This window comes from Rhodococcus sp. NPDC127593 (assembly GCF_042671975.1).
Lineage (GTDB): Bacteria > Actinomycetota > Actinomycetes > Mycobacteriales > Mycobacteriaceae > Rhodococcus_F.
Genome location: NZ_JBHXWI010000029.1, coordinates 1 through 25,000 on the forward strand (window position 1 = coordinate 1; position 25,000 = coordinate 25,000).

The 25,000-nt window shown below is 65.7% G+C and carries 22 protein-coding genes; 3 read left to right on the forward strand and 19 right to left on the reverse strand.

Translation table 11 applies throughout. From position 1 onward, the window contains the following. Positions 1 to 482 precede the first annotated feature (482 nt). Positions 483 to 2,330 (forward strand): RNB domain-containing ribonuclease, encoded by a 1,848-nt coding sequence (locus ACFVJ3_RS25850; protein WP_378454867.1) that lies wholly within the window; start codon positions 483 to 485, stop codon positions 2,328 to 2,330. A gap of 422 nt (positions 2,331 to 2,752) precedes the next feature. After that, positions 2,753 to 3,007, forward strand: coding sequence for a hypothetical protein (locus ACFVJ3_RS25855; protein ID WP_378454761.1), 255 nt, complete (start codon positions 2,753 to 2,755; stop codon positions 3,005 to 3,007). 246 nt (positions 3,008 to 3,253) lie between these two features. Here the strand turns inward: ACFVJ3_RS25855 and ACFVJ3_RS25860 are convergent, their stop codons facing one another. From ACFVJ3_RS25860 to ACFVJ3_RS25875, 4 genes are all read right to left on the reverse strand, one after another. Further along, the gene (locus ACFVJ3_RS25860) at positions 3,254 to 3,901 is read right to left on the reverse strand and encodes an NUDIX hydrolase (RefSeq protein ID WP_378454762.1); all 648 of its coding nucleotides are present in this window, start codon (positions 3,899 to 3,901) and stop codon (positions 3,254 to 3,256) included. A gap of 7 nt (positions 3,902 to 3,908) precedes the next feature. Further along, positions 3,909 to 5,201, reverse strand: a complete 1,293-nt coding sequence (locus ACFVJ3_RS25865; protein ID WP_378454763.1) for an adenylosuccinate synthetase — start codon at positions 5,199 to 5,201, stop codon at positions 3,909 to 3,911. Positions 5,202 to 5,285: 84 nt separating this feature from the next. Further along, positions 5,286 to 6,272 carry a hypothetical protein gene (locus ACFVJ3_RS25870; RefSeq protein WP_378454764.1) on the reverse strand — a complete coding sequence of 329 codons (987 nt, stop codon included), beginning with the start codon at positions 6,270 to 6,272 and terminating at the stop codon, positions 5,286 to 5,288. 6 nt (positions 6,273 to 6,278) lie between these two features. Then, positions 6,279 to 7,337 carry a hypothetical protein gene (locus ACFVJ3_RS25875; protein ID WP_378454868.1) on the reverse strand — a complete coding sequence of 353 codons (1,059 nt, stop codon included), beginning with the start codon at positions 7,335 to 7,337 and terminating at the stop codon, positions 6,279 to 6,281. A 363-nt stretch (positions 7,338 to 7,700) separates the two neighbouring features. Here ACFVJ3_RS25875 and ACFVJ3_RS25880 point away from each other — a divergent pair, with 363 nt between their 5' ends. After that, a complete protein-coding gene (locus ACFVJ3_RS25880) occupies positions 7,701 to 7,904 on the forward strand; it encodes a cold-shock protein (protein ID WP_005242781.1) in 204 nt (67 codons plus the stop codon). 591 nt (positions 7,905 to 8,495) lie between these two features. Here the strand turns inward: ACFVJ3_RS25880 and ACFVJ3_RS25885 are convergent. The 15 genes from ACFVJ3_RS25885 to ccrA form a co-directional block, all read right to left on the reverse strand. Continuing rightward, positions 8,496 to 9,086 carry a hypothetical protein gene (locus ACFVJ3_RS25885; RefSeq protein ID WP_378454765.1) on the reverse strand — a complete coding sequence of 197 codons (591 nt, stop codon included), beginning with the start codon at positions 9,084 to 9,086 and terminating at the stop codon, positions 8,496 to 8,498. A 566-nt stretch (positions 9,087 to 9,652) separates the two neighbouring features. Next, positions 9,653 to 10,285, reverse strand: a complete 633-nt coding sequence (locus tag ACFVJ3_RS25890; protein ID WP_378454766.1) for a hypothetical protein — start codon at positions 10,283 to 10,285, stop codon at positions 9,653 to 9,655. Positions 10,286 to 10,749: 464 nt separating this feature from the next. Further along, on the reverse strand, positions 10,750 to 11,004 hold the full coding sequence (locus ACFVJ3_RS25895; RefSeq protein ID WP_378454767.1) for a hypothetical protein: 255 nt from the start codon (positions 11,002 to 11,004) through the stop codon (positions 10,750 to 10,752). A gap of 102 nt (positions 11,005 to 11,106) precedes the next feature. Next, the gene (locus tag ACFVJ3_RS25900) at positions 11,107 to 11,418 is read right to left on the reverse strand and encodes an ArsR/SmtB family transcription factor (RefSeq protein ID WP_378454768.1); all 312 of its coding nucleotides are present in this window, start codon (positions 11,416 to 11,418) and stop codon (positions 11,107 to 11,109) included. An 18-nt stretch (positions 11,419 to 11,436) separates the two neighbouring features. Then, positions 11,437 to 12,696, reverse strand: a complete 1,260-nt coding sequence (locus ACFVJ3_RS25905) for a nitrate/nitrite transporter (RefSeq protein ID WP_378454769.1) — start codon at positions 12,694 to 12,696, stop codon at positions 11,437 to 11,439. Beyond that, the gene (locus ACFVJ3_RS25910) at positions 12,693 to 14,783 is read right to left on the reverse strand and encodes an acetate--CoA ligase family protein (RefSeq protein ID WP_378454770.1); all 2,091 of its coding nucleotides are present in this window, start codon (positions 14,781 to 14,783) and stop codon (positions 12,693 to 12,695) included. The genes ACFVJ3_RS25905 and ACFVJ3_RS25910 overlap by 4 nt, the downstream gene beginning before the upstream one ends. Continuing rightward, positions 14,780 to 15,592: an enoyl-CoA hydratase/isomerase family protein gene (locus ACFVJ3_RS25915; RefSeq protein WP_378454771.1), complete on the reverse strand. Its 813-nt coding sequence runs from the start codon at positions 15,590 to 15,592 to the stop codon at positions 14,780 to 14,782. Before ACFVJ3_RS25915 ends, ACFVJ3_RS25910 begins: the two co-directional genes overlap by 4 nt. Positions 15,593 to 15,613: 21 nt before the next feature. Then, positions 15,614 to 17,227 (reverse strand): monocarboxylate uptake permease MctP, encoded by a 1,614-nt coding sequence (gene mctP, locus ACFVJ3_RS25920; protein WP_378454772.1) that lies wholly within the window; start codon positions 17,225 to 17,227, stop codon positions 15,614 to 15,616. Further along, the gene (locus ACFVJ3_RS25925) at positions 17,224 to 17,424 is read right to left on the reverse strand and encodes a DUF3311 domain-containing protein (RefSeq protein WP_378454773.1); all 201 of its coding nucleotides are present in this window, start codon (positions 17,422 to 17,424) and stop codon (positions 17,224 to 17,226) included. Before ACFVJ3_RS25925 ends, mctP begins: the two co-directional genes overlap by 4 nt. A 395-nt stretch (positions 17,425 to 17,819) precedes the next feature. Next, positions 17,820 to 18,926: an enoyl-CoA hydratase/isomerase family protein gene (locus ACFVJ3_RS25930; RefSeq protein WP_378454774.1), complete on the reverse strand. Its 1,107-nt coding sequence runs from the start codon at positions 18,924 to 18,926 to the stop codon at positions 17,820 to 17,822. Next, entirely contained in the window at positions 18,919 to 20,466 is a 1,548-nt protein-coding gene (locus ACFVJ3_RS25935; RefSeq protein WP_378454775.1) for a CoA-acylating methylmalonate-semialdehyde dehydrogenase, read from the reverse strand. The genes ACFVJ3_RS25930 and ACFVJ3_RS25935 overlap by 8 nt, the downstream gene beginning before the upstream one ends. Positions 20,467 to 20,491: 25 nt before the next feature. Further along, positions 20,492 to 21,652: an iron-containing alcohol dehydrogenase gene (locus ACFVJ3_RS25940; RefSeq protein ID WP_378454776.1), complete on the reverse strand. Its 1,161-nt coding sequence runs from the start codon at positions 21,650 to 21,652 to the stop codon at positions 20,492 to 20,494. A gap of 17 nt (positions 21,653 to 21,669) precedes the next feature. Beyond that, positions 21,670 to 22,482 carry an enoyl-CoA hydratase gene (locus ACFVJ3_RS25945; protein WP_378454869.1) on the reverse strand — a complete coding sequence of 271 codons (813 nt, stop codon included), beginning with the start codon at positions 22,480 to 22,482 and terminating at the stop codon, positions 21,670 to 21,672. A gap of 59 nt (positions 22,483 to 22,541) precedes the next feature. Next, the gene (locus tag ACFVJ3_RS25950; protein WP_378454777.1) at positions 22,542 to 23,525 is read right to left on the reverse strand and encodes an NADPH:quinone oxidoreductase family protein; all 984 of its coding nucleotides are present in this window, start codon (positions 23,523 to 23,525) and stop codon (positions 22,542 to 22,544) included. 44 nt (positions 23,526 to 23,569) lie between these two features. Further along, complete coding sequence (gene ccrA / locus ACFVJ3_RS25955; protein ID WP_378454778.1) at positions 23,570 to 24,850, reverse strand: crotonyl-CoA carboxylase/reductase; 1,281 nt, start codon at positions 24,848 to 24,850, stop codon at positions 23,570 to 23,572. Positions 24,851 to 25,000: the final 150 nt, after the last annotated feature.

A 25,000-nucleotide genomic window follows, 5' to 3' on the forward strand; every position in this document is an offset into this window, starting at 1 on the left:
CGACTCGCCGCCAACCCTGTTCACGCGGTCGACCTGATCCTGGGAACCTGAAAACGCAGCTCACAGCTCCAGAAATCAACAACTACGGCACCCTGGGTTGTCGGCCCGGGTGTTAGACCAGATCTACGCTTTTGAGCGAGGTGGTCGTCTTGTTCGTGCTGGTCGGGCGTGTTCGTGCACGCTGGAGACGCTCCCGTACAACGCGGCCCCCGTTTCGGTGGTCGTCAGATCCGGAAGTAACGGGTACTCAGGGGCAAGAGACCGGCACCAGGGGCGTGGGAGACACCAGAGTGGGCAGGGACGAAGCTGCCTCAACAGGGCGTTGGCGGCGTAGCCGCAAGTCCGCCGGATCGGTGGGCGTGTCGAAGGGAAGAGGTGATCGACACTGATGTCCGTCGCTGGTACTGATGGTTTCTGGTGCAGTGTCGCTGCCGATTTCTGGTTGAGGAGGCGCAGTGTCCAATAGTGGTGTGCCGTTGTTGATGGTGGATCGGTCCGAGGCCCTCGATCGCGATGATGCGTTCGCGGTGACTGAGCTCGCCGACGGTTCAGGTTGGAAGCTGGAGGTGCACATCGCCGGGGTCACGGACGTCGTGGCCCTAGGTTCCGACGCCGATGCGACGGCATTCCTGCGCCGTGAATCGAAGTATCTTTCCCGTCGGACAGTGCCGATGCTTGGCCGCGACACCGAGCAGGCGGCAACATTGACCGTGACAGCGGAGAGGTCCACGCTGCGGGTCCTTGCTGATCTGTCCGCGGACGGGGTGGTGTCCGGGGTGAGCGTTGATCGCGGGCGGGTGCCGGCCGGTAGGTGCGTCGCGGTCGATCATGCGCAGATCACCGAAGTCCTCGGGTCGGTCGACGACCCGCTACACGAGGGCGTGCGAGCCGCGAATGACGCCGCGCAGGTGCTGCTCCAGGGACGTCGCAGGTCCGGTGTCTTCGCCCTCTACGATCTCGCGCATGGCTGGGGCTCCACTGAGGAAGGGGGGATCGCGCCGATCCCACTGGACGTGCGCACGGTGGGATATGTCATCGTGCAGGAGTTGATGATCGCCGCCAACGAGGCCATCGCCATGTGGTGTGTGCGGGAGGATCTTCCGGTCCTGTTCCGCAATCACCGCAGCGCGGTGACCGCGGGCAGCACCGAGGACCTCGCGGCGGAGGTTGCGGTGGCGATGACCGATCCGGTGCTGTTCGAGAAGCTGCGTTCGCGTCTGCAATCGTCGTATGGTGCTGCCACCTACGCCCCGACGGTGCACGGCCATCACGGGCTCCGGTTGGCGGCGTACACGCACGCGACGTCGCCGCTGCGCAGGGTGTCGGACCTGATCACCCAGCGGGTGATCTTCGCCCACCTCGACTCCGCGCCGGCCCCGTACACGAGCGAGCAACTCGGCAACCTCGCCGCCGATATCAACCGGCGTATCGCCGCGGACCGGGAAGAGAAGGCAGCGCACTTCAAGGCGCGCGATCGAAAGGTGACCGCGCAGGTCGTCGCCGCCGGCGAACTCGAGGTACTCGACTCGAAGCGGTGGGCGAAGGTGCTGGCCGCCGCAACAGCACGTGACCCGATCGGTGACGTGGTCAGCGAGCTGCGCCGCCGCGTGCAGACCGACGACGTGACGGTGACCACGATCGTGACGTTGCTCGAAGCCGGGGAGAATTGGGCGCCGATCCGACGCGAGGTCTTCGACTGGGCATCGCAGGCGCATCCGGAGTTCGGGCCGAGTGTGGTGTCGATGTGGCTGCAGGCGCATCCCGACCTGCCCCGGCCCGAGATCGACGGCGATCACCGCGGGCCCTCGCACACACCGGTATTCGCGGCCCGGTTCCGGATGGGTCAGGTCCGCGGGCCGTGGGCAACCGCGGGCAGTAAGAAGCGAGCCGAGCAGGACGCAGCGTGGGGCCTCACCAAGGCAGTCGCGGCAGGGGAGAGCCATCCGGAGATCGGCTCCCCGCTGCGGGACGATCCGCAACCGGTGCCCCCGAGCGCCACGCACGCAGGGGTACGGGCGCGGCCGGCATCAGCGCGCAGCGGACCCATGGATTCGGATTCGGGACAGGCATCGAGACGGCGGGAGCGAGCGCAGAAGAACCCGATCGCCTGGGTGATCAGCCATGCCGAACACCACGGCCATCCCTCCCCGCAGTGGGCCGTGAAGATGGAGGGCGCCGCCCACGCGCCGGTGTTCACGTGCGAAGTCCGCTACCTGGACCACACAGCAACCGGCCGCGGGACAACAAAGAACCACGCGAAAACCGCCGCAGCAGCGGACCTTGTCGACTCGCTTCTCGACGAGACGTCGCCCGCCCGATCACACCGGTAAACCGAAACTGACCCACCCGGCCAGTGCGTGCGATTCGACAAAGACGTACGAGGCGCCGCCCATGGCCAGGGGCGGCAGGGGGTAGCCCTTGATGCATCGGCGCGAGCGGCGAACGGCCCTCCGGCCCGCGAAAGGGGAGCGCTGGTCGTAGGGCCTGGCTGCCACCGGGGCCGTCGAGCCCGCTGTGCAGCGTAGGTCGTGAGTACCCGCGGAACATCGAATTACTCCGCGCTTCGCCTTGGAGAAATCGACCGCAATGCGGTCCGTGGGCGACCCGCATGCCAGCTCGCCGCATGCGCGGCCGGGAGCATCTGTGATCCCACATGGCCTGGGCGTTGATTCGGTCGGCGGTTGTGAGTTCATCTGTGGGCGCGGATGGGTCATGCTTATGCTCTGAGGGCAGCCGAGGAAAGGCGCAGTTCATGAGTGACGAGAGCGAGAAGAAGTCGGCGTCACCGGATGCGTTGAGCGTGGGCACCCGGGTGCTGGTGCGCAGGCAGTCTGAGGCAGCGACAGGCGTGATCGTCGAGGACTACGCCGAACTGACCGACACCGCTGAACGCGGCCACGATTGGGCACCCGTGCATCGGTGGGCGGTGGCGCTCGACGACGGGCGGCTGGTCTTCGCCGACACCGAGGACCTCACGGTCGATATAGGCGCAGCAGACTCCGGATAGGGGGCAGCACCGCTGACGAGGTGGTCGGGAACGGTCGCCCCGGCGAGTCGGCGCTGCTTCCCCAAGATCATCCCGAACAGCACCGAGCGGTTCGTGGTGACAGTGATGAGGTGTCGAATCCGAGCCGTGGCCCCGAACAGCGGCGACCAGGCTCGTCGCTACGTCCATTCTCGCATCAGCGACCGAGGTCAGCAGGGACGGGGGCCACGCTCGGTGCGCTAGGAACGGTGTCCGTGAGAATGTGACTTATGTTGTGGTCCAACGCCATACGACTGCCGGTCGGCCGGTAGCCTGCACGCGGACGCGCTCGTCAGTACGTTCGAGTCCCGGTATCGCCTTGAGCGTGCGATTGAGATTGCCTTGATCGGGCCGGCTGCCGGTGAGGGCAGAGGTGACCGTGACGGCGTGGGTGGCGGGAAATTCTGCGCCGAGGAGGGCCCGGGTGAATGTTGCGTCCCGCCAGAGGAGACTGGTGGCGAGGATGCGGCGTCCGGCCGCGACGATGCGGTCGTGGTCGAAGGCGAGGGTGCCGTGTTCGTCGAAGCCGCGCCACTGCGTCGCGGCGGCAGGGTCCGTGGTGATGTTGTCGGCGGTGATGACGGCCCACATGGCGATGGACAGGGTCGGCCCGCGTGGGTCGCGACTGGGTTCGTCGAACACCTCGAGTTGTCCCACGGCCAGGATCGCGTCGTCCCGGATACCGAGCTTGGTGGTGACGGCGCGGCGGGCTGCCATCTCGAGGCGTTCACCGGCGCCGAGAAGGACACCGGGCAGGGCCGTCTGCCCGGTGTACGGCTCCCAGCGGCGGGGCGCGACGCCGTAGCGCAGCGAGCCGGGTTCGGGGTTGCCGAACCGGAGAGCGACCACGTCGACGGAGACCGATGACTGTTCCATACGGTGATCATGCGACAGCAGGTTCTCGGATGTGACGAGCGGCCCGGCTGGGACCGTCGGAGGTGAGCACCACCGGTGCGCCGACCAGCGATCCGAGGTGCGCCGCGACGTCCGCCGGATGTGTCGGCAACTCGACTGTGTGGGGCGTGAGTGCGGACAGGACGTCGGTGAGTTGTTGTTGATGCGTGAGGTCCTTCCACGGCCCGAGCGGCAGCAGGTCGCCGACGCCGGGGTGCCGGCGTGCGCTACGGATGGGGATGCCGGCCGCTGCGGCACGGGTGACGGCGTCGAGGTGGGTGACGGCCAGACTGTCCACCCCGCCGCACACTTTTGCGGCGTACCGCATCAGTACCTCGTCGAGGTCCCCGATCCGGAAGGTGCCCTGGTAGCTGCCGGTGTCGTTGTGCGACTCGGGAAGGACCGCGCCGAGTGCCGGGTTCTCGGTGGGCATCGGCCCTGCACCGTGCCGGGTGGTGTAGGTGCGGGTGACGCCGAGGACGTGGCTGTCGCGGCCGTGCTCGGCGGAGAGTGCGCGCGCGTTGCTCGGTTCCACGGTGGACCAGGTGGTGTGTGGGTGGAACCCGCGCCACTCGTCGAGTAGCACTCCTTGTGCGCCCTCGAAAACCAAGCGCCCCCGGTTCGCGAGGGCGGCGAGATCACCGTCGTCGGAGGTCCGGACGGCGGCCGCGAATTCGGAGTACATCGTGACTGTGTCGTCGAGGTCGGGCCACCGGTGCACGCTGGGGGAGACCAGGTGACGGTAGTGGTCGGCCATCGCGGCGAGTTTGGCGCGCAGAACCGCTGGGCGGTGGCAGTCCCCGACGGTGGGTGCGTCCGGGTGATCGAGGGCATAGGCGGCGGTCTCCCCGATGCCCTTGCCGCAGGAGCCGTGCCGGCCGTTACCGCGGGCGTCCTCGCGGGCGCGGTTGGCGGCGACGTGGATAGGGGTGGTCAGAAGCGCGTGGGCGTCGATGTGCAGTAACTGGAGCGGATTCGGTACATCCAACGCGGCCAGGGCGCGGGCCTCGGCGGCGAGGGCGATCGGTTCGACGAGGACATGCTTCGACAGCACCGTGGGAACGCCGGAGAAGGTCCCGGACCCGAACTGGGAAAAGGTGTGGTGGCGACCGTCGACGACGACGTTGTGCGCGGCCTGTGCGCCGCCGTTGAACCGGACGACGGCTGCGATGTCGAGGCCGGCGTCCGGTGCGCAGAGCCAGTCGACGGTGGCGCCTTTACCGGCGTCGCCGAAGCCCAGGTCGACGACGATGATGTCGCGGTCACCGAACACCGTGGTCATGGGATCTCCTGTCGTAGAAGGGGGCGTCGGGAGGCGGGGCTCGCACCCGAAGCGGAATCGAATGCCCCGCCTCCCGAACGGGTGTCAGGTGAAGGACACGTCGTCGCTGCCGGACGGATCGATCGGCAGTGGACTCACCGCGACGGGGGCCCGCGCCGCACTGAGGACGGCGAGCGTGTGACCGACGGTGGCCGCTTCGGCGGCGGATCCGACGTCGCGCAGGTCCGCTAGACCCTCGCCGAGGTCGATGCGGTCCTCGCCCATGCCGACCGTCAGCGCGATGAGCTCGCAGACCGCGCCCGGGTCGTCCAGCTTGAGGAACCGTTCCCCGAACAGGTGTTGCCAGTGCTCGGCGATCTCGGGATCGTGGTAGTAGGCCGACTGATTCGGCAGTACGAAGTAGACGTTCCACCGCCGTTCGAGTTCCCGGTACACCGACTCGACGGTGACATCGCGGTCGAGGTCGTCGCCGATCACCGCGCGCACGTGCCGGGCCGACAGTCGGGCCTTGTTCAGTTCGTCGCCGATGATGAACAGGTACCCCTTGTGGCCGCGTTTGTCCCACGCGTCTGTGGCGGTGTGACGGGCCATGAAATATGCGGCCAGTTCGTAGCTTTCGGACTTCTGACCGCCGCCGTTGCCTTCGAGGAAGATGGTGCGGAGTTGCTCGTCCATGGCGTTGCCGGACTCGAATTGACCGACCTGCAGGGGCACTCGGTCGGAGTCGGCGTCCCCGATGCCGCCGAACAGGATCTGTGGGTCGTCGGCGTACCCCTTGCGCTGCAGCAGTCCGTGCAGTTTGCCGAGCTTGTCCTGCATGATCCGCGGTACCGCGCCCATCGAACCGGTGACGTCGAAGAGCACGGCGATCGGTAGCGACTCGGGGTGCCCGGCCGAATCCCGGCATTCCCGTACGGTCACACCCAGCGGGTCCAGGGTCGGATCGGCCTTCCACTGATCCATCGGTTTTGCGTACAGGGCGCTGGTGTAGCCGAAGTCGTCGACGCCGTGGGCGGCGCGGAACGTCTTGGCCGCGGTGTAGGTGTCGTCATCCCACTTGCCGTATCCCATGGTGGATCACTGTCCTTTCGTGGTGGGCATGGTGAACGGGCGGAAGCGTCGCCGCCCGTAGAGCGTGTCGAGCAGGTCGTCGAACTCGTCGAGCAGATCGACGGCGTCAGGTCGCAGACCAGGTTGTGGTTGCATGCAGCCGCGTGCGAACGCGCGCAGGCGGTCCGGGGCCGTGTCGGCGAGCATCGTCAGCATCAACCGATGTGCCATGAACACATCCCAGCCCGGGGTTGCGGGGGATCCGGTGGAACGTTCCGGTGGATAGTGATCCCGGCGAGAGGGGATCGTCGCCAAGGGGACTGTGCCTGGGCGGGTGGCGAACGACCACCCGGCCAGTACCAGTCCATGCCGCTCAGGGTGAATGAGCACGTTGTCCGCGGTCACCGCGGTGTGCACCCACCCAGCCCGATGGGCGGCGGCAAGAGCTCGCAGCAGACGCCGGTGTATCCACACCCAATCCCGCGAATCGAGCCCATCCGGGTACGCAGCCTGCACCTCGGCGAGGGTGACGAATCCAGTGGTCAGCGAGTCCAACACATTCATCTGCCTCCGGGCACCGGTCACAGGGTCGGCATGGGTGAGGTAGTCGATCAGTTGCGGGAAGTACGCGCGCAACCAACCATTCCCACCCTCGGCGGACGCCGCAATCTCAGCGAGCGCAGCCCGTTCCGCGTCGATCAGAGCGTTCGAGGAGACATTGCGGGGAACCTTCACCACCACGCCCGCGCCGCCGCTGTCGGTGGCATGGTGCAGGTCGGCGATCGAACCGCGGGCGTGCCGGGTCCCGAGTCGGTAGGAGCCGCTTCTGCCGTCCAAGACGATGGCCGTGGCCGCGTCCGTGGTGGTCGTGTCGTGCTGCCAGCGGCGGTACAGGTCGGACGCATGTGTGAATGCCGTTGCGGCGCGGGCGGTGTACGCCGGATCAACCCGATCCGGGTGAATCAGAACCGACAGGCGGTGGAACCGCCGACGGGCTGCGCGCTGAGCTGCCGGGTCGTGGGTGATTGGGCCGAACAGGTCGCTCGGCACGATTGCCGCGCCGACGACGTCGAGTGCCTCCGTCATCGTTTCCATTGTTTTAGTCTATATGACTAAAACTAGGAAGTGCAATCCCCCCGCTGGAATCGGTCACAAGCAATGTCGATCGATGGCCACCTATGTCGGCGGAACCCACGAGTGCATCGCCGCGATCCCCACACACTCAGACCTGGAGTCGTTCCCGGTTGGTGTGTAACGACCCGGTCACTTGGGGACCGCGACACCATCAATCCGACACCGCAGGTCATTGATGGTGCATCGACGACCGGTCGTAGGTCGGTGTGAAAAACGGTGGGCGGCCTTCGCGACTGCACCGAGGATGGCAGTATCGAGTGATCGAGATCGGAACCTCGATGTGAGGGTCCGGATCGAGATTGAGGGAGTATCGGCATGGCGCAGGGCATTGTGAAGTGGTTCAACGGTGAGAAGGGCTTCGGTTTCATCGCACCCGACGACGGAACTCCGGACGTCTTCGTGCATTACTCGGAAATCTCGGGCAGCGGTTTCAAGTCGCTCGATGAGAACCAGCGTGTGGAGTTCGAGGTCGGCCAGGGGCAGAAGGGCCCGCAGGCCACGAACGTACGCTCTGTCTGACCAGTGTCACGTGGGGACCGCATCCGGTGGGTGCGGTCCCCATTTCTTATCGCTGGATCGGTCCCCGCGGGTAGTGCCTCAACAAGGGGGTCCGCGACCGCCCCTGCGTGGGCAGACTGAGTGTTTGGGTCAGGATCACCTGGGGCGACGGACATCGGTGGGGAGTCGAGCCATCGGGAGTGCTGCCACGCCGATGAGAGCTGAAGAGGGGCAGTGCCCGGCCCGACGGTTCGTTCGTCGGCGGTCATGGTGTCGTCGGTACGGACTATGGGCGCCGTGTCCGGCATCGGTCAGTGGATTGGTTGCGGCTCGGCCCGCGATGCTACGTATGAGAGGATGTCGCCGAGGATTCCGAGAGCCTGTTTGGCTTCCTCGATCGACGGTCATCGGTGATGCCACGCGGAGGACGTTGCCGGACAATCCGCCCTTGCCGATGAGCAATCCTCGTTCGCGGCATTGCATGAGAATGGTTCCCGCGTTGGCAGGTTCCGGCGAGTCAGCGACCGCGTTCGCCGTCATTGCACCGCCGGCCGGTGCGCCGGTCGGCTCTCGACGTCGACGCGGGTTTCCCGGGCAGTTCTGCGGTTTCGATTACGCCAAGTCGATGGCACGCTCCTTGGGTGATTGGTTGTGGAAATCCTGGAACTCGGCTGGGAGTTCAGCAACGAGCCGGTCGATCAATGATGCGATTGCGCTGGTGTCGTCGGAAGCATTGTTAGGGGGATGCTCGAGTGCCTTCATCACGCCGACAGGACTCTGAACGAAGAGTCTTAGCAGGTCGGGTAAGACTGCCGGCAGAGGATCGTTACCGCGCAGTCGCAGTGTGTCCATCTCGATTCGCAACAGCTGCCTCGCCTTCTTGACAACCATCTGTTGTTGGTGCAGCGCGTCGGCCAATACTTGATCGTTCAGCTCTCGTAGGTCATTGCGTAGACGGTGCATATCGGTCATCGCTGCTTGCCCGCACAGACTGTTGGCTGCCCCAAGCAGGCCAACTTCCCGCTGAATGGTTGGGGGGTGTGTGAGTTCGATTTCCCACTGCCGTTCGTCAACCAGTTCTGCCAGCAACATAAGTCTGCTGTTGCGTAGTGCCTCCGCCGCGAAGGCATAGACCGCGCCTGCCAGGCCTTTGACGGTTTCGGACCGTGTGGGTATTGACCGGACCTGCAGGGTCAGTGCCATTCTGTCTGTCTTGAGCTCTTGGTCTTGTTGCTGGTGCAGCGGGGTTATGTTGTCCGGAACGGATCCAGCTTCGATGGGAGAGTGGCCAAGTGCAACGTGGGCGAGTTCGTGGCATAGCAGAAACCGGTATGTGTAGAGAGCAAGGCTGAGCGCCGATTTGTCCTGGGTTCGACTTATTGTGAACGCGGGCCGGTGCGGCATCTCGGTGGGTGTCGAGAGCCAATCCAGAGTCGTCGCGAGCGAGGAGCGCCCGGCGTGCCAGTTCGAGGCGGGAGTACCGCCCTGGTTGCAGGTTAGAAAGTAGGATGACGCCGCACGAAGGTACTGGGAGAGAAAGGGATACAGTCCTCCACCCATGAGTATTGTCCGATGGCCGAACAGTATCTCGGTTCGCGCGTCTAGATCCGCCGCTGACGAGGTTCTTTCGATTCGGAGGTTAGGGGAGCGGAGTCTCGATTTTATATCCGTCGACGAAAAATCAACCTGCTCAACGATATCAGCGACCATTGTGTCCAGGTCGGGGTCCGGGATCTGGTCGAGGTAGGGGCGATCAACACGAGACACCGTCAGCACTCACTCACCGCGTTGATGGAGAGAATGTCCTTGTTCGCGATGCGGGCGGCTTCGGCGGATGACAGCTCAATATCGATATATCCATCAGCCGAGGCAACAAGCTTCCCGCAAACGTGAGCGCTACCAGTCCTTTCCACGTCGATGATCGCTTGAGCTGGACGAGGCCCGTACCATGTCACGCTGATTGCGGCGATAATGCAGACGAGTGAAGTCAGCGTCGTCCACCTCGCCCACCGCAGGTCGGAAACCGCTTGGCATGCGAGCTCATACCTGTATCCGGGCAGGCCGCCGGTCGATAACAGCTCTCCCCGAGACACCGCACGCGGTGTGCCATATGCCGCTCGGAGCGACGCGAGAGCCCCGATGACGGCGACACAGACTCCCATCAGCAGCAGGACGCCGGTTGCCACCGCGTAGCGAAATTCGAGGCCGCTGATCGCGGCTTCGCCCTTCACCGCGGAGAACACGGTTACGAGACCCAGCAGTGCGGCGAGACCAGTCCGCCAGTTCTCCGCAATCTTGCGTGTATCCGCGAGCTGCGTGCCGAGCAAGGCTTGCCAGTCGGCTTCTTCCGCTAGGGATGCTGGGGTGGGAAAGCCTTCGGGCTCGCCTAGTCGTACAGGCATGTCAGGGCCACTGGACTCGGACGCGGAATCTGGCACCACAGCCGACCTTCTCAGGTGGGCGATTGGTGTGGGCGGCCGTACAAGAACAGATGAGGTCGAAGGTGTGGTCACCTTCCGAGAGATCACCACGCCTCTTCAAGTCGGCGAGGTGACGTCGTCTCTTTCTGGCGTTCATCCTGCCAGCCCCGAGGATCCCGACGAGTACTTTGCGGTCGCTGATCGCGTGATCGCAGCGCGGACAGGTACCGCCAAAATCGATGGCAAATGGCTGGTCCTCGGATGGGTAGAGTCGAGCCTGAACGGTTCCTTTCGCCGCTCTGGTGTCGTCCTCCCGGACTTCTTCGGAGTATGGACGCATCGCACACGACCTCCGTGGTGTCCCGCGGGAACAGGGTCGAGACCCGTTGGTTTCTTAGTTCGATCTTCCACCCGCATTAGGCATATGTCACCGCTGGTTCGCTCGTCTAACCACCCGACTGCTTCGGCAACGTCACGTACTTCGTCGGTCCGTGGAGCTGGCGCGGACTGGGTGGGGCGGCGTCCTCCATCCCCTGCGTGATGTCCACGCCGGATCGCAGCACACCGTGTGAGTGGTCGGAGGAATATGGCGTCCGGGAAGCCCGGGGACCGAGAGCTTGGCGCGGCAGCGCGGAGTCGATCGCCTTGCTCAGTTTTCGCTGCTCGAGTCCGAGCCGGGTATTGGTATCGAGCAACTGCATTGGAGTGAGCAGCGGCAGAGGATGTGGGCCGGTCGTGGGTGTCCTTGTCCTGGCGAGGGGCTCGTGGTTCCTCTTGGCATGCTGGTCAGTTTCTCGGTGGCGTTAGGGGTGCTGGTTGGGTGGGTCGCGGTCGATCGAGGGGGCGACGATTTCGGTGAAGTGGCGCATGGTTTCTCGTTCGAAACGCACGTATCGGTGCCGTCCGTCGATGACTACTGTCACCAATCCTGCCTCGGTGAGCATTTTCACGTGGTACGAGACTGTGGATGCGCCGACGTCTGCGTGGTCTAGCAGGTGCGCACACGAGATTTCCCGCGCTCGGGCGATGATTGTCAGCAGGTGTAGCCGCACCGGATCAGCGAGGATGCGCGCGATGCGGGCGACCTTATCGGGGAAATGGGGCTCGGATTTCACTGATCGTTCTCTGTCTGCTCAGTGGTTCGGCGGCGTGGTGATGTCGCGGTCTGCACGAATAAGTAGAGCCATTGCGGCTGCCCCGATGCCGGGTCCCAGCGCAAGAGCCAGCAGTGCTGCAGACCAGGACAGGTGCTCGACCAGGACCGGGACCAGCCACAGGGTGAGGGTGGTCGTGAGGTAGCCGAGTGCGAGTTGGATGGACACTGCTCCGCCGACGTAGACCGGATCGGCGTGTTCGGTCACCAGCGCCGAGAATTGTGCCGAGTCGGCGATGACCCAGAATCCCCAGAACACGCAGACGGTGAGCACGATCGGTAGTGGCGCCGTGTCGAGGATGCTCAGCCCGATCGCAGCGGTTCCCGAGCAGATCAGGCAGATCAGTGCCGATTGTGCCCGACCGTACCGGTCGCTGAGGCGGCCTCCGACGAAGCACCCGATTGCGCCGGCACCGATGCAGGTAAATGAGAGCGCGGACGCGGTCGCATCGGGGTGGGGGCGGGTGGCGATGGCAGGAACGCTGGCGAGGAATGCCCCGACCCAGGCCCACATGGCGTAGAGCTCCCACATGTGCCCCATGTAGCCGATGTTGGCCAGCGCGACGTGTTTGTTCCGGAGACTGGTGATTGCGGCGGTGAGGCTGAACGGCCGTCGGGGAAACGGGTACGGGCCGGAGGTGCGCAGCAGAAGGATCAGGGTGCCACCGGACGCCGTCATGATGGTGGTGGCGGTGATGACGTGCTGCCACCGCACATCTCCGAACGAGTTGACCAGGTGCGGCAGCGCCGACCCGAGTGTGAGCGCACCGATCATGACTCCGAGTGCGGTGCCGCGCCCGGTTCGGAACCAGGTGGATACCTCTTTCAGCGCCGGCGGATATACCGCGGCGAGAAAGATGCCGGTGAGTAGCCGCAGAGGTATGGCCGCGGCGAGACCGTCGGCGAAGAGTAGGCCGAGGTTGGCGAGGGCGGCGCCGACGGCGCCGCCGAAGATCAGGATGCGGCCGGGTACGGCGTCGGCCAGGCCGGTGGCGGCGGCGGTGACCGCGCCGATGACGAAGCCGAACTGGACGGCGATGGTCAGCAGTGACGATTCTGCGGTGGACAAGTTCCACACTGTCACCAGTTGTGGGACCACGAACGACGCCGAGAACCACACGCTCATCGACAGGAACGTGCTGATGGCGATCAGGGTGAGCGCGGTTGAGGGGCGTTGCGCTGGTGCAGCGGCCGGTGTGCGCTCTTGCGCTGGTTGGATCTCGGCGTCGTACGGGCTCACTGCCGGTCGCCTCCCGGGTTCTTGCCGCGGCGGGTCAGCCACCGGACACCGCCGAGTGCGTCGATTGCGCGGTCCACGGAATCGAAGAGCGCGACCCGGGCTGCAGCGGCGACCGGACGTAGCTGCCGGATCAGTTCGTCCTGGTTCTGGTCGAATCCACTGCGCAGGACCAGCGTGAGCGGGATACCACCGCGCGCGGCGTTGACGAGGTCTTCGGTCAGCGACCGCACCAGCTTGTTTCCGGGATCGATGGCCTGCATATCGAACACGGTGCCGAGATCGAGAAACGCGCAGATCGCGTCGATCGAGTCGTCGGCGGCGACGGCGGACACGATGGAGCCGGTGAAGCTCCCGGTCTCGTCGAACAGGGACCAGATCGGAATGTCGATCGGATTCGACAAGCTGGTTCCTGGGGCCTCGAACGGCGTCAGTCGTTCGCGTGTGGATTCGGCGAATGGTGCCATCCGCAGGTTCCACCGGTCGGCACGGTCGGAGCCGACCACGGCGACGCCACCGCCGCTGCCGACCAGGGCAAGGTTGTCCCCGTCGAGCGCGGGGACGAATTGTAGCGCCGTGAGGACGTCGAGCAGTTGGTCAAGGTCGTCGACCAGTAGCACTCCCGCCTGGCGTGCGGCGTCCTCGAGAAGCTGTGGGTCGCTGGCGAGGGCGCCAGTGTGCGAGGCGGCGGCGGCGCCGCCCGCCGCGGTGCGGCCGCCCTTGAGTAGCACCACGGGTTTGGTCATGTTGCGAGCGAGTCGGAAGAACTCGCCGGCCCACCGGTCGTCCTCGAGGTAAAAGGCGGCGGCGTGTGTTCGGGGATCGGCTTCGCAGAAGGCCAGGAGCTCGGCGGGACTGACATCGTCACAGTTGCCCACTGAGCTGACGAAGCTGAATTGAAGACCGAGCTCGGTCCCGCGCCGCAGGATGTCGCCGGCGTAGGTGCCGGACTGCGACACCACCGCGAGGTGTCCCTCGGTCGTGCTGGACGCGTCGGTGCCGATCATGGTCATCCGCTCGTACGGTGTGTAGTGGCCGATGCAGTTGGGCCCGAGAACCCGTAGGTCGCTTGTGTTGAGGATGTCGTTGAACGGCGGGGTGTCGGCGGTGAGGATGTGTGCGGTGCGGGTGCCGCGTTCGGCGAGTGCCCGCAGCGTGTCGGGCACCGCCGCGGCCGGCAATGCGAGGACCGCGCGGTCGATGTTCTGGGGGAGTGTTTCGATATCCGGGACGGTCGGGACACCGTAGATGCTGGTGTTCTTGCTGCTGATCGGGAGGATTTGGCCGGTGTAGCCGAAGTCGACGAGGCTGCGCACCGCGCGGAAACCCATTTTCCGTTCGTCGGCCGAGGCACCGACGATCGCCACCGATTGTGGGTATATGGCCGGCCGCAGGGTCTCATAGCTGGTAGCCGGATCGGGGACCGAATGTGTATGGCATTCGGTGACATCGAGTGCGGTCGCCCGGGCGTCGACGGCGACGATGCGCTCGGAGGTGATGACGACCGGGTTGAAGTCGACCTCGGTGACGTCCTCGTTGAGCAGCAGCCCGGATGGCCCGCCGACGGCGACGAGCATCTCGATGACCTCGTCGAGGCGCTGTGGGAAGCGTTTCTCGATGACCCGCCCGAGTCGGGTGCTCGATACCATCCGCCGGGCCTCGGCGGCATCGATCGGGGCCAGCGCGAACACGACGTCGTCGAGGGTTTCGATGTCGACCCCGCCGTGGCCGAACATTACGACCGGACCGAAGCCGGGTGCTTCGAGTCCCCCGACCACCGCTTCGAGGCCGGAGTCGACCATCGCCTCGACGGTGACACCGCGAACGATCGACCCCTGGGAGCGCTGCGACTCGAGGAGTTCGTCGGTGCGGCAGCGGGTGTTGTCCGGTGCCACCCCGAGCAGGACGCCGCCTGCCTTGCTCTTGTGGACGACGTTGTCGGCGACCAGTTTCACGGCGACGGGACGGCCGATTGTTTCTGCGATCCGGCCGGCCTCGACGCCGTCGGTAGCGAAGGTGACCGCATTGGCGGCGACACCGTAGCGGATGGCAAGGTCGCGGATGACGTCTTCGCGGAGTCGTTGGGTCATCGGTCTGCTCCCGCCTTGTCGAGCTTGTCCTGCAGATCGGTGGGTGCATTCGGGTACTGCGGAGGCCGCTTCTGCAGGAAGGACTGCACACCTTCGTCTCCGTCGGGCAGGTCGCGGACCACTGCGGCGAGTAGCGGCTCGAGCGCGGTGCAGGCGTCGAGTCCGTCGTGCAGGGTCACCCGCAGTCCGGTCTTGATCGCCCGCACCACGGCGGGTGAGACTTCTCCGATCTGGTGTGCGAGCGTGAGTGCGCGGTCGAGGGTGTCCGCCGGGTCGCACACTTCGCTGACGAATCCGGATTCGCGGGCGGCGTCGGCGGCGACTGGTGCGGCGGTGGCCAGCATTTTGAAGGCGACCGGGTAGGTCACGATGTCGAGCAGGCGGCTCAACTGCCCGCCGACGGGGACTAGGCCGATGCGGGCGCCGACAGCGCAGAATTTCGCGTTGTGGCCGGCGATCCGGATGTCGCAGTTGAGTGCCAGGATGAATCCCGCGGCGTAGGCTGCGCCGTTCACGGCAGCGATGACCGGGGTGCCGAGGTCGGCGGGCAGTGTGAAGGCGGCGTTGGCCTCGGGGTCACCTGCTGTCTCCGGGTTGTGCAGGACTTCCTGCAGATCGTGTCCGGAGGAGAAGGTGTTGGTGTCACCGGTGATCACGATGGCCCGGACGGACGTGTCCTGGTCGGCCTCGAGCAGTAACTTGCGCAGACAAGGGGCCATGTCGCCGCTGAAGGCGTTGCGCTTGGCGGGGTTTGCGATGGTGAGAATCCGGACTGGACCGTCGTCGGTCCGGTTGATGGTGGCAGTCATGGAAATCGGCACTCCTGAAGGTCAGTGGGCGGCGGGCACATTGGCGGCGGCGTCGATGTCGGTGCCGGGCGTGGCGCCCTTGGGGGGTACAGGTGCGGTGGTGCTGATCTGCCGGGTACGGCGCAGTGTCGAGGTGATGCCGCTCCAGATGAGCGTGACGACGAGGTTCAGGATCAGCGCGGAGATGGCGATGTACATCGGCGAGGACAGGAAGAACGGGGCCGCTGTCGAGCCGCCGAAGTGGCTGGCTTTGGGTGATGAGACGTTGTAGGCGGCGATTGTACCGTAGGCGATACCGACTGCCCACCCTGCCAGTAGTGCCCGCTTGTCGGCGAAGCGTTCGGTGAACAGGCCGAGCAGGACCGTGGGGATGGTCTGCAGAATCCAGATACCGCCGAGCAACTGGAAATTGAGGGCGAACTGGCTGTCGAGGGTCAGGACGAATACCAGTGCCCCGAGCTTGACCAGTACGGACACCACTTTGGAGATCTCGGTTTCCCGGCGGCTGGTGGTCTCGGAGCGGGAGAACTGGCGGATGATGTTCCGGCTGACCAGGTTCCCGGCGCCGATGGCCATGATTGCCGCCGGGACAAGGGCGCTCATCGCGATCGCGGCGTATGCGACGCCGACGAACCATGAGGGGAACATCTCTTGCAGCAACTGTGGCACGGCGAACTGCGGATTGCCGTTGAGGGGTTTGATTCCGGCTGCCAGGGCCATGATGCCGAGCAACGCCACGAAGCCGAGGAGCACTGTGTAGATCGGGAGGACGGACATGTTTCGGCGTACCGTGCGGGCGCCGCGGGCGGCGAAGACGCCGGTGATGGCATGCGGGTACAGGAAGAACGCCATGCCGGAGCCGAGCGCGAGGGTCATGTAGACGCTGGCGTTGACGCTGATCGTCGCGGCCTCCGGGTCGGGGGAGTTGGTGCGTTCGGCGATTGCGGCGCCGGCGTCGGCGAAGATCTGCCCGAAGCCGCCGAGTTTGATCGGGATGACGATGACGGCGACGATGACCACGATGTAGGTCAGCCCGTCTTTGAGGAACGCGATCAGTGCCGGCGCGCGGATACCCGAGGAGTAGGTATATGCCGCGAGGACTCCGAACGCGATGAACAGTGGGAGGTCGCGGACGATCCAGCTGGCGGTTGGGCCCGCCTGGATACCCATGGATGCGAAGACGACCTCGAGGCCGACGAGCTGCAGTGCGAGGTAGGGCAGGGTGGCCAGCAGTCCGGTGAGGGTGATCGCCAGGCCGAGGGCTGGTGATTTGAAGCGGTCGTTGACGAAGTCGGTCAGCGTCACATAGCCCTTCTCGTGGGCGAGCCGAACTAGACGGGGCAGGAATAGGAAGCCCAGCGAGTAGAGGACTACCGCGTTGGGCACCGCGTAGAAGCCGAAGGCGCCGATGCTGAAGATCGCTGCGGGTACAGCGATCAAGGTGTAGGCGGAGTACAGGTCGCCGCCGAGAAGGAACCAGGTGATGAATCCGCCGAAGCCGCGGCCGCCGAGGGCCCACTCGTCGAGTTGGTGTTCGTTCTTGGCTCGGCGCCATCGGCTGGCGACGAAACCCATTCCGGTAACCAGTACGAACAGGACCATGAATACACCGAAGGTGACGCCGTTGAAGGTCATTGTGCGTCCCCGATTTCAGGTTCGTTGCGGAAGGCGATGTAGTAGGTGGCGCCGCATCCGCAGGCGGCGGCGATCGCCATGGTCATCTGGAACCAGTAGAAGAACGGCAATCCGCCGAGGGTTGGTTCGGTGTGTTGGTACAGCGGAACGGACAGTGCGAGCGCGACCGGTGTGGTTACGAGGATCGTGCAGATCACGCGCTTGGTCCATGACAAGGTCGGTCGAGGGTTGTCCGGAGGGGTGCTGGGTGGGGGCACAGGAATCATTTTGATACTCCTAAATCTATCGAAGTATTGGATGTGAGAATCAGATCACATTGGCGGTGGCTGGTCAACGCCCAAGTTCTCCGCACCGAATATGCTCAACAACCGACCAAAAATATAGTGGGACAACCATATTCGGTGTCTCGGTTCCCGCAAAGTTGGAGAGTCATGATCGAGGAATGTCGTCGTCGACGTAACAGGACAACGGGCGCGCCCACACACAGCACAACACCCCACCGGCGAGCAGGGGAGCGCCGCACATCAAGGCCACTACTCTGGGGAACATCGCCGCATCCCCCAGAGCAAGCATCCCGCGGTGTCCCAGCAGGCTACGGCAGCCGGTGCCATACGCTCGACCCACCGGCGTCGAACCCGCCGAACAGCGACCCTCCCCAAACGGGGGATCGATCCTTGTCGACCAAACCCGCACGGACGCCTTCGACGAAGTCGGGCGTGCGGGCGAGATGGGTGGCGACGTCCAGCTCCATCTTCAAACAGCGCCGCAGGTCCCGTTGTTTGCCCGCGGTCAACACCGCGAACGTCACCTCCAAGCTCTGCGGGGACGCCGAATCGAGTACCTCCAGAGTCTCCCGAGACCACGAGCTGTCGAGTTCACGCAGGCGAGAGCGGATCTCGGTCACGCTCGGTGCGCCGAAGCACCAGTCGATCCCGTATCGATGCTCGGCCAGTTGGCCGGGGGCAGCGGGGGCCGCTGGAGACAGTGACCGCAACACCTCATCGACCGGCGCGACCGGATTGCCCTCCAACGCTGACACCACGTGCGCCGTGTCGGCAACCCAGTGCGTGGCCAGCCCGGTGTAGATCGCATCGGCAGCGTCGAGACGATAGCCCGTCAACCCGAGATACATCCCGAGCCCGCCCGGGAGGCGAGGGAGGAAATAGCTACCGCCGACATCCGGGAAGAACCCGATCGCGGTCTCCGGCATCGCCAGCAACGCCTTGTCGCTGACAACCCGAAAAGCCCCGTGCACGGACAGTCCCATGCCGCCGCCCATGCAGATCCCGTCGATCAGCGAGACCACAGAGGTTGCGAGCTCGGCGAGCCGGGTGTTGAGACGGTACTCGGAGGAGAAGAAGGCTTCAGTGTCACCGTAGGCGCCGTCGACAGTGTTCTGGCGGATCTGACGAATGTCACCACCGGCACAGAACGCCTTCGGGCTCGAACTCTCCAGAACCACAGCGGTCCCCGGATCCTCTTCCCACTCGTCGAGCGCACTGTGGAGTTGGTCGACCATCGACGTGGTCAGCGCGTTCAACGCCTTCGGACGATTGAGAACGATCCGAGCGATCGGGCCCTGGCGGAGATACCGGATCTCATCGCCATCACCGGGGACGATGGCGCTCTGCTCGCGCTGGCCTGCCGGACGTTCAGGCGCAAGGGTGTACCCACACCGCCCGAATCGCACCTCACTCATGGGTCGGCATCGAGAAGTCGGTGCGGACCTGGGTGTCGTTGGGCCAGCGGGTGGTGGCGGTCTTGTTGCGGGTGAAGAACCGCACGCCCTCGGGGCCGTGGATGTGGTGGTCACCGAACAGCGAGCGTTTCCATCCACCGAAGGAGTGGAAGGCCATCGGCACCGGGATCGGGACGTTGATGCCGACCATGCCGGCCTTGACCTGGTGGAGGTAGGTGCGGGCGGTGTTGCCGTCGGCGGTGAAGATGGCGGTGCCGTTGCCGAATTCATGAGCGTTGACCAACTGCAGTGCGTCGTTAAAGGATTCGGCGCGCACGATTGACAACACCGGCCCGAAGATCTCCTCCAGGTAGATCCGCATCGACGGGGTGACGTGGTCGAACAGGGTGCCGCCAAGGAAGAACCCCTCCCCCGCAGTCGCCGGAATGGTCTCCCGACCGTCGACGACCAGCTCCGCGCCTTCCTGCACGCCGAGGTCGATGTAGGAGGCGACCTTGTCGCGGTGCACCCCGGTCACCAACGGGCCCATGTCCACCTTGGGGTCGGTACCGGGGCCGACCTTCAGATCGGCGAGGGCGGCGATCAACCGCTCGCGCAGGGCGTTCGCGGTGTCCTCGCCGACGGGCACGGCGACGGAGATGGCCATGCAGCGTTCACCGGCGGAGCCGTAGGCGGCACCCATGAGGGCGGAGACGGCCTGGTCGAGGTCGGCGTCGGGCATGATCACCATGTGGTTCTTCGCACCGCCGAGGGCCTGGACGCGCTTGCCCTGCGCGGAGGCGGTCGTGTGGATGTACTCCGCGATCGGGGTGGAGCCGACGAAGCTGATCGCCTCGACCTGATCGTGGGTCAGGAGGGCGTCGACAGCGACCTTGTCGCCGTGCACGACGTTGAACACCCCGCCGGGCAGCCCGGCCTCGGTCAGCAGCTTCGCGAGTTCGTTGCTGAGGGTGGGGTCCTTCTCGGAGGGCTTCATCACGAACGTGTTCCCACAGGCGAGGGCGACGGGGAACATCCACATCGGGACCATGGCGGGGAAGTTGAACGGGGAGATGCCGGCGACGACGCCGAGCGGCTGGCGGAAGGTGACGCCGTCGACGGCGCGGCCGACGTTCTCGGAGAACTCGCCCTTGAGTTGCTGCGGGATGCCGCAGGCGAATTCGACGACCTCGAGGCCGCGGGTCACTTCGCCCTTGGCGTCGGAGTGCACTTTGCCGTGCTCGGCGGTGATGATGGCTGCGAGCCGGTCGGAGTCGCGTTCGACGAGGTCGCGGAACCGGAACAGGATGCGGGCCCGGATGTGCGCGGGGGTGGCCGACCAGGCGGGGAAGGCGGCGGCCGCCGCGGCGACCGCGGCCTCGACATCCGCGGTGGTGGCCATCGCGACCTTGCCGGTGACTTGCCCGGTGGCGGGGTTGTAGACGTCGCTACGGGTTGCGGCGCCGCGGGCGTCGATGTGGCCGGCGATGTAGTGGTCGATGTCGGCCGGGTGACCGGGTGCGGTGGTACCCGATGCCGAGGCGGGGATGGTGGCAGTCATGTGAAGGGTTCTCCTGAAGGGGTTTTCAGCCGTAGATCTGGGCGTAGAGGTCGCGGATCTCCGCGTCGGTCGGGACGAGGGGGTTGTTGTTTGGTGATCCCGAGGCGAGGGCCTGTTCGGCCATGAGCGGGATCAGTTCGTCCCAGCGGGCCTTGTCGATGCCGTAGGCCTTGGGGGTGGGGACTGCCACGTCGCGGCACAGTTCGCGCAGCGCGTCGACGAGGTTGTCCGCGGCGGTGGCGTCGGAATCGCCGGTCGTGGCGACGCCGAGGGCGCGGGCGCAGTCGGCGTACCGCGACTGCGCGGCACGGACCGAGAATGCGGTGACCGCGGGGAAGAGCATGGCGTTCGACAGTCCGTGGGCGACGTGGAAGTGGGCGCCGATCGGTCGGCTCATTCCGTGGACGAGGGCGACGGAGGAGTTGGAGAACGCGATGCCGGCCTGGGTGGCGGCGAGCATCATCTGCTCGCGGGCCTCGGCGTCACTACCGTCGGTATAGGCGCGGCGCAGGACCCGGCCGATGGTGCCGATCGCGACGAGCGCGAGGCTGTCGGCGAAGGGGTTCGCCTTCTTGCTGACGTACGCCTCGATCGCATGGGTCAGCGCGTCGACCCCGGTGTCCGCGGTCAGCCGCGGTGGCATCGACACGGTCAGCTCGTAGTCGATGACCGCGGCGATCGGCAGGAACGCCAGGCCTGGGCAGAGCATCTTTTCGTCGCTGATGCTATCGGTGATGACGGTGAACTGGGTTGCTTCCGAACCGCTTCCGGCGGTGGTGGGAACGGCGATGACCGGCAGGGCGGGACCGACGTTGTTGCGGGGAGCCTTGTAGTCGCGCATCTGCCCGCCCTGGCGGCCGAGGATGCCCAGGGCCTTGGCGGTGTCCATCGGGCTGCCGCCACCGAACCCGATGACCGAATCGGAATCGTGCTCGCGGATCGCGGCGAGGCCGGCGTCGAGGGAGTCGGTCGTCGGATCCGGGACGGTGTCGGCGAACAGGCGCGGCGACAGACCGGCGGATTCGAGGGTCTTGATCATCTGCTCCGCGGCGCCGGTGCCGACGAGGAACGAATCGGTGACCACCAGCGGGCGGGTGAGCCCGAGGCCCGTGACCACCTCGCCGATTTCCTGGACGGCGCCGCCGCCAATCCGCATGATCCGCGGGAGTGCGATAGATGAAGCCATGTGCATGTCTCGCTTTCTCAGCGGTTGGTGAAGGACGGCTTGCGCTTGTCGAGGAAGGCGGCCATGCCTTCGGTCTGGCCGTCGGTGGCGAAGGCGGCGTGGAACAGGCGACGCTCGAACCGCAGACCCTCTGCCAGCGGGGTCTCGAAGGCCGAGTTCACGGCCTCCTTGGCCATCAGGACCGAGGGTCGGGAGAATCCCGCGATCTTCTGCGCGATGGAGATTGCCTCGTCGATGAGGTCGTCGGCGGGGACGATGCGGGCGACGAGGCCGATCTTCTCCGCTTCCTCGGCGTCGATGGTGCGTCCGGTCAACACCATGTCCATGGCCTTGGACTTGCCGACCGCCCGGGTCAGGCGTTGGGTGCCGCCGGCGCCGGGAAGGATCCCGATGGTGATCTCAGGCTGGCCGAATTTGGCGGTGTCCGCCGCGATGATCAGGTCACAGCTCATCGCGAGTTCGGCGCCGCCGCCGAGGGCGTATCCGGCGACCGCGGCGATGATCGGCTTGCGGGTCGTCGAGGCGCGTTCCCAGCTGGCCGTGATGAAGTCCTCGAGGTAGACGTCGGTGAACGACTTCGGCTGCATCTCGGCGATATCGGCGCCCGCCGCGAAGGCCTTGGCACTGCCGGTCAATACAACGGCACCGATGCCGTCGTCGGCCTCGGTGGCATCGAGCGCGTGGGTCAGTTCGATGGTGAGAGCATCACATAGGGCGTTGAGCGCTTTCGGGCGGTCGAGCGTGATCAGCGCTACCGGACCGCGGCGTTCGACGCGGAGGTGTTCGTACTCGTCCCAGTTGCCGTCGAACGACGGGGCTTCTTCGGCCATGGAGGTCATATGCCGCACTCCTGTTTCTTCTTGGTTTCTGCGATGGGCGACGGACGACGTCAGACGGTGATGACTGTCTTTCCTTGGGTGCGTCCGTGGGCGAGCTGGTCGAGGGCTGTGGGTACATCTTCGAGGCCTAATCGGGCGGTGATCAGCGGATCAATCAGGCCGGCGGCGGCCATCTCGAAGATGGCCGCCTGGGCGATGTGTACGAGGTCCGGTCGGTGTTTGCGGTACAACGACCAGTGCAGGCCGGCGATGGTGTAGTTCTTCACTAACGCGTGGTTGAGGTGTGGCCGGGGGATGTAGCCGCTGGCGAATCCGATGACCACGATGCGTCCTTCGAAGGCGATGTATTTCGTTGCCTGCTCGTAGGCCTTGCCGCCGACCGAGTCGAAGACGGTGTCGGCGCCGTCCGGTGCGGCGGCCTTCACCTGTTCGATCACGTCGCCGTCGGATCGGTCGATGACCACGTCGGCTCCGAGACGGGAGGCGGTAGCGGCTTTGTCCGCACCGGACACGATCGCAATCACGGTCGCACCCGCCGCTCGGGCGACCTGCACGGCCGCCGAGCCGACACCACCCGCGGCGGCGGTGATCACGACGGTGTCACCGGCCTTGATCGACGCCCGTCGGTGCAGGCCCAGCCAGGCGGTCAGATAGGTCAGATTCAAGGTTGCCGCGACACTGTCGTCGATGGCGCGGGGAACGATGTAGACCTCGTCCGCGTTCAGCAGGGCAACGTCGGCGAAACCGCCGTGAGGCAGGATCGGCTGGCCGACGACCCGCGAGGCGAGCAACATGGGGTCGACTCCGCCACCGATGTCGTCCACCCAGCCGCACACCTCGAGGCCCGGGGTGAACGGCGGGTCCGGCTTCTGTTGATATTCGCCCCGGCACAGCAGAACGTCGGCGAAGTTGCACGAGGTGGCGGCGACTCGAAGCCGCACCTGCCCGTGGCCGGGGGTCGGTTCGGTTGTGTCTTCCAGTCGCAGGACGGAGCTGGGTTCTCCGTACTCGCGTACTCTCCATGCTCGGGACATGTTGTGCACCTTTGCTTGTGGTTCTGCTGTGCCGTTGCGGGTGGTCAGGCTCGGCGACCCTCGTCGGGGGTTGTGGCACCGATGAGGTGGACGGTGTTGCCGAAGACCTCCTCGCCGCGGCCCATCTGGGCGTGGGAGAGCGGAATGTCGGCCATGGGCAGGACGCGGCCGACGACCGGGTCGATCTTCCCGTCGACGACCAGCTGGTTGTAGGCGATCGCCTGGGCGTCGTTGGTGCCGTGCGAGCCCTGCAGTCGCTTCTGGCGGGTCCAGTGGTATCGCAGGTCCACCATGGCGTCGAAGCCGGTGGTTCCGGCGCAGATGGCGACCATGCCGCCGGGCTGGCACACGAAGATGCTGGTGGGGATGGTCGAGGCGCCGGGGTGCTCGAACACGATCGCCGGGTCTTCTCGGTTGCCGGCGATTTCCCAGATCTTCTTGCCGAACGCGCGGGCGCTGGCGGTCCACTTCTTCTGGCCTTTGGCGTCGTCGACCAACGGCGGGATTCCCCAGTGATCGAATTCGCGGCGGTTGATGTAGCCGATGGCCCCGTACTTCATTGCGTAGGAGCCGCGTTCGTCGTCCGATACCACGGCAACCGCCCGGCCGCCGGCTTCGCGGACGAGCTGGCAGGCCTGGGTGCCGAGTCCGCCGGAGCCACCCCACACCAACACCAGGTCGCCCTCGGTGACGGTGTTGCCCTGCCAGCCGTGCAGCATCCGGTAGGCGGTCGTGCCGACCAGGGTGGGTGCAGCCGCTTCGGCCCAGCTCAGGTGTGCCGCTTTGGGGAGTATTTGGTGTGCTTGAGCGCGGGCGAACTGCCCGAACGAGCCGTAGTTGGTGTCGTAGCCCCAGATCTTCGCACTGGGTGCGATCATCTGGTCGCGGCCGGAGGTGATCCACGGGTCGTCCGCGTCCCACACTCCCGGGTGGACGACGACCTCGTCGCCGATGCTGATGCCGCTGACCCCTTCACCGACGGCGTAGACGATGCCCGAGGCGTCCGATCCTCCGATGTGGAAGTCCTCGGTCTCGCCCCGTCGCTGCCGAGTGGTGACCTGATCGACGGGGTAGCCGCGGGCCGCCCAGACGTTGTTGTAGTTGACGCCGGCCGCCATCACGGCGATCAGCACTTCACCGGTACCGAGCTGCGGGGTGTCGACGACTTCGTTCACGAACGCGGTGGCCGGATCGCCGTACCGCTCCGGGCGCACGACCTGCGCGTGCATCCTCTTGGGAACCACGCCGAGCGGGGGCAGTGTTCCCGGCTCCACCGCGTCGGTGGTCGGGTCGGCAACTTGCTGGCGCTCCATCAGTTCGGTCACGATCATCTCCTAAAAATTCATAGTCGTAGGATCATCAAACAATTGGTTTGGTGTCATCCCAGCCCCGCCCGCCCTTCGGTCTGAGGCAGGCGGGGGTAGGTTCGGCCTTCGGACTCCGGTTGCGGGAGAAAAGTTCTCACGCAATCGGGG